The sequence below is a fragment of the Actinokineospora cianjurensis genome (genome assembly GCF_003663795.1).
Lineage (GTDB): Bacteria > Actinomycetota > Actinomycetes > Mycobacteriales > Pseudonocardiaceae > Actinokineospora > Actinokineospora terrae.
This window is the reverse complement of record NZ_RCDD01000003.1, coordinates 17,678-22,727: the sequence shown is the minus strand read 5'-3', so window position 1 is coordinate 22,727 and position 5,050 is coordinate 17,678. Positions and strand designations below refer to the sequence as shown.

The window sequence follows — 5,050 nt, the reverse complement described above, 5'->3', positions numbered from 1 at the left end:
GGCGCTGCGCTCCTCGCGGCTTGAGGGGGGTGTCAGGAGGGGTCGTAGATCCGTTGCGCCTCAGGGACACCCGCGTCCTCGTAGATGCGCTCCAGGGCGTCGGGGGAGAAGATCTCGTGGTCCTCCACGCCGCCCGCGATGAGGCCGAGCATCTTGGTCGTCCAGTGCTGCGAGGTGCCGATCGCGCTGAGCACCGCGTCGAAGAACGGCGGCAGCTCCATCTCGGCCATCAGGGTGGTGAAGTCGTAGACGCCCGCGCTCATCTCGTCGCGGACCTTGCTGTACTCGTCGAGCGCGTCGGCCATCGCCCGCTCGCCGGAGAGGCCCTCGTGCGCCTTGTCCGCCAGCAGTTCGGCGTGCAGGAACGCGTCGGTGATGCCCCACCCGGTGATCGGGTCCTTGTGGTACCCGGCGTCGCCGACCAGCGCCCAGCCGGGGCCGTGCGCGCGGCGGTAGTAGTTGTCCGGGTAGCGCATCGGCCGCAGCGGCTCCGCCCGGCGCGCTGCGTCGCGGAACTGGGTGCCCATGGCGGGCGCGACGTCGTCGATCACCGCCTGGAACGCGGTCTCCGGGTCCTGGCGGAAGTCCTTGAGCTGGTCGCGCGAGCAGATGGTGGCGACCATGGTCAGGCCGTCGTTGGTCGGCCAGGAGCCGAACCAGCTGTGGTTCTTGCCGGTCCGGTGGTGCAGGCCCCAGTCGTCGATGCCCGCGAAGTACGAGTAGTAGATGAACCCGGCGGCCGGGCGCACGTTGTAGAGCTCGGCCGAGACCCGCTTGGCCACCTGGGAGTGCGCCCCGTCGGCGCCGATCACCAGGCGGGCCCGCAGTTCGCGCACCGGCCCGTCGCCCTCGCGGCCGCGGATGCCGAGCACCTCGCCGGACTCGCCGAAGACCAGGTCGGTCACGGTGAACTGCTCCACCACCTCGGCGCCGACCCGGCGCGCGGCGTTGACCAGGATCTCGTCGAGGACGGTCCGGCGCGGGCAGTACACCGCGTCGATGCCCTCGATGGGGTCGGCGAACCCGGTCAGCGCGATGTCGCCGTGCCGGTAGTTCATCAGCCGGATGGCGGGCGTCCCGGCCGCGACGACCTCGTCGAGCAGCCCCCACTCCTGCAACCTGCCCAGGCCCGCCTGGTGGATGTAGTGCGTCGAGACGGTGTCGCTGGGGAAGGACGCGCGGTCCACCACCAGCACGCGGTGCCCGTGCTTGGCGAGCAGCATGGCCGCGGGCGCGCCCGCGCACCGGGCGCCGACGATGATGACGTCGTACAAGGCGAGGTCCACCTCTCCGAGGTTGTGGGGTCCGGTTGCCGGGCGCGCGGCGGCGCGCCCCCACCGAGTGAGTGCTCGCGGGGGTTTCGGTCACTGGGGGAATGACAGCGCGGTGTGGTTCAGGTAGCTGATCCGGGAACGACGGGATTCCCGAGGAATCCGTTGTCCCGGCGGGGATCGGCGTGTCCGCCGACCCGGTTGGCCGCCCGCTCGACGTTGAGCGGGATGTCCGTTGAGTCCCGATCCGTGCGATGGCGAGTCAACCACAGACCACATCGGTCAGTGCACCCATTGTGGACAAATTGGGCCGAAGGGAGCACTGCGCCCCGGCGGGCAACGCGGACTTCCGATGCGGAAACACTGTGGTACCAGCGTCTTTGGTAGGTAGTACGGTTCTGGGTGGACAGTCGCGGCGGTGCGGGCGACCGTCCGGGGTGAAGGAACTTCGTGCCGCCCGCGCGACCCGGTTGCCCATTGGCACGCGGTAGGGGAGCACCCTTACTCGACCTCTTGACCCGCTTAGGGGTCCGCAAGCATGAATAGTGGTCGCGAAAGAGGCCGCGTTGTGTGTATCGCATTCGGGCGTTGGCGAACAACGGACATCCGGTGTACTGCGGCGCGATGACAAAAGAGCCGCGACCCGGAGGTCGCGGCTCTTCGTCGAACTACAGCGTGGAGTTGTCCGGCTGGTTGCTACGCCGCGAACAGTCGCCCGTAGCCGGTGACGTCCCGGGGCGAGGTGCCCGCCGTGCGGAGGCTGTGCCACAGGCAAGCCTGGTTGGAGGTGATCACCGGCACGCCGAGGTCGGCCTCCAGGGCGGACACCGCGTCGGCGCAGCGGAAGCCGTTGCCCGCCAGCAGCACACCGTCGGCGGTCGACGGGAAGTCGGACCGGACCTGGCGGTAGACGTCAGCGGGCCGGACCTCCCACTGGGCGCCCGCGTCCCAGGTCTCCCAGGGCTTGAGGGTGTCCCAGCCGCGACCGAGGCGGAAGCGCTGGATGTCGACCGGGGGATGACCCGCCTCGGTGAAGTACGACTGCCCGACCTCGACGATCTCGTCCTTGAACCAGGGCGGGACCACCACGTACGGCCGCGAGACGCCCACGGCGGCCAAGGCGGCGGCCGACGACTGGGCAGCGGTCACCACCGGGATCCCGTTCGCGGCGGCACTGGCCCGCGCCGCGAACGACACGTCGAACGCGGGCCCGCCGAACAGGCTGGACGTCGTGAAGCACACGCAGATGGCGTCCAACCGCATGCCGCCGAAGAACTCCAGCCCCCGGGCGACGTCAGGGGAGGACGCCACCAGCTCCGCCGGGTCGTCGCCGTAGTCCGAGGTCCCCGGCTTGCGCGGCGACTCGAACCGCGCGGCCACGATCGACACCCCGGGGGGCGCCATCGACCAGAACTCCGACTCCGCCACCGGGTCCTTGTCGATCACCAGGACCCCGATGGCCGCGCGCCACCCCCACCGGTCGGACCGCACGTCAGGTCCTGGCCGGGGTGAGCGCGGCCACCCGGTTCTCGGCGAACGCCAGCGCCGCCAGCACGATCAGCGTGCCCACGACCATGTTCCAGCTGATGGACTCGCCCAGGGTGATCAGGCTGACCAGGACCGCGGTGATCGGGACCAGGTAGTTCACCGCCGAGGCGTTGGCCGCGCCGAGGTCGCCGATCAGCCGGAAGTAGATCAGGTACGCCAGACCGGTGCCGACGATGCCCAGCAGCAGGATGCTGATGACCACACCGGCGGAGAAGTGCGGGGACTTCCACGGGAAGAACGGGGTCACGATCGCCTGCAGCACCGTCGCGGTGATGACCTGCGTGGTCGCCGACACCAGTGGCGGCACGCCCTTCGAGGCGAGCATCTTCTTCACGTACACCGTCTGCAGCGCGTAGCACAGCGCCGCGCCCAGCACCGCGAGCTGGCCCGCGAGCGACCCGGCCGAGGTCGACCACGGCCCGATGACCAGCACCACGCCGACGAAGCCGACCGCGAAGCCGACCCCCTTGCGCCAGGTGACCTTCTCGGCAGGCAGCGCCGTGGTCACCGCGGCCAGGGTGAGCAGCGGCGTCGCGGCGATGAGCACGCCAGCCATCGCCGCGCTGGTGCGCTGCTCACCCCAGGCCAGCAGCAGGAACGGCACGACCATGCCGAGCAACGCCGTGACGACGGTGTGGCCCCACACCGCCGCGTTCCGTGGCAGCTTGCCCTTGGTGGCGGTCAGCACCGCGAACAGCACGACCGCGCCGAGCACGACCCGCCCCAGCACCAGCTGCGCCGGGGTCAGGCCGTCGACGGCGATCTTGATGAACGTGTAGCTGCTGCCCCAGATGAAGGCCAACAGGATGAACAGGGCGACGTTGACTCGACTCATGAGCGTGCGGTGTCCCTAACGGGTGTCAGACGAGAACGGGTGAGGGGATGCTGTCGAGGCCATCTTGCAGTGCCTGGTCGCTGAGGGCGTCGTCGGACAGGGTGCCCGCCAGGTACTTCTGGTAGGCGACCAGGTCGAAGTCGCCGTGCCCGGACAGGCCGAGCAGGATCGTCTTGCCAACGCCCTCCTCCTTGCAGCGCAGCGCCTCGTTGACCGCGCCGCGGATGGCGTGGGTCGACTCCGGGGCGGGCACGATGCCCTCGGCCCGCGCGAACAGCACGCCCGCCTCGAAGCAGTCATTCTGTCGGACCGCGACCGCTTCCATAAGACCGTCTTCCACCGCCCGGCTCACCACCTGGGCGATGTTGTGCGCGCGCAGACCGCCCGCGTGCACCGCGGGCGGGATGAACTTGTGCCCGAGGGTGTGCATCCGGAACAGCGGGGTCAGCCCGGCCGAGTCGGCGTGGTCGTAGGCGATGCGGCCGCGGGTCAGCGTCGGGCACGCGGCGGGCTCGACGGCGATCAGCCGGATGTCGCGCCCACCCGCGAGCTTCTTGCGCAGGAACGGGAACGCCAGGCCCGCCAGGTTGCTGCCGCCACCTGCCGCGCCGACGACGATGTCCGGGTAGTCGTCGGCCAGTTCGAACTGCTTGACCGCCTCCTGCCCGATGACGCTCTGGTGCGCGCACACGTGGTTCAGGCCGCTGCCCCGGGTGTAGCCGTACTCCGGGTTGGCGAAGGCGAACTGCAGCGCCTCGGACTTGGCCACGCCCAGGCTGCCCGGGTGGTCCGGCCGCTCGGCCAGCACGGCGAGCCCGGACTCGGTCTCGGTGCTCGGCGACGCGGTGCAGACCGAGCCGTAGGTCTCCATCAGCGTGCGGCGGTAGGGCTTCTGCTCGAAGCTGACCCGCACCATGAACACCTTGGTCTTCATGTCGAACAGCGCGCCCGCGAGCGCGACCGCGCTGCCCCACTGGCCCGCGCCGGTCTCGCCGACCAGCCCGGTCTTGCCCGCCAGCTTGTTGTAGTGCGCCTGCGCCAACGCGGTGTTCGGTTTGAAGCTGCCCGTCGGCGCCACGCCCTCGAACTTGTAGTAGATCCGCGCGGGGGTGTCGAGCGCCTTCTCCAGCCGGCGCGCCCGGAACAGCGGGGTGGACCGCCACTGCGCGTAGAGCTGCCGGACCGGCTCGGGGATCTCGAACTCCGGCTCCAGGCTCAGCTCCTGCTCGACCAGCGCGGGCGGCATCGAGCGCGCCAACGCCTCGCGGCTGACCGGTTCGCGGGTGGCCGCGTCCAGGATCGGCGCGATCCCGCCGACGTCGTAGGCCGGGTTGTACCAGGTGTGCGGGATGTCGGACTCGGTCAGCTCGTACTTGATGTTGTCCATGCTCTGGCG

4 protein-coding genes are annotated in these 5,050 nt (G+C 70.3%); all 4 read right to left on the bottom strand.

Annotation, left to right across the window (positions count from 1 at the left end):
- Positions 1-32: 32 nt before the first annotated feature.
- Positions 33-1,286 (bottom strand): NAD(P)/FAD-dependent oxidoreductase, encoded by a 1,254-nt coding sequence (locus CLV68_RS19990; protein WP_246010011.1) that lies wholly within the window; start codon positions 1,284-1,286, stop codon positions 33-35.
- A 681-nt stretch (positions 1,287-1,967) separates the two neighbouring features.
- On the bottom strand, positions 1,968-2,762 hold the full coding sequence (locus CLV68_RS19985; protein WP_121392444.1) for a maleate cis-trans isomerase family protein: 795 nt from the start codon (positions 2,760-2,762) through the stop codon (positions 1,968-1,970).
- Between the two features lies 1 nt (position 2,763).
- A complete protein-coding gene (locus CLV68_RS19980; RefSeq protein ID WP_121392443.1) occupies positions 2,764-3,654 on the bottom strand; it encodes a DMT family transporter in 891 nt (296 codons plus the stop codon).
- 25 nt (positions 3,655-3,679) lie between these two features.
- Entirely contained in the window at positions 3,680-5,041 is a 1,362-nt protein-coding gene (locus tag CLV68_RS19975) for a TrpB-like pyridoxal phosphate-dependent enzyme (RefSeq protein ID WP_121392442.1), read from the bottom strand.
- Positions 5,042-5,050 lie beyond the last annotated feature (9 nt).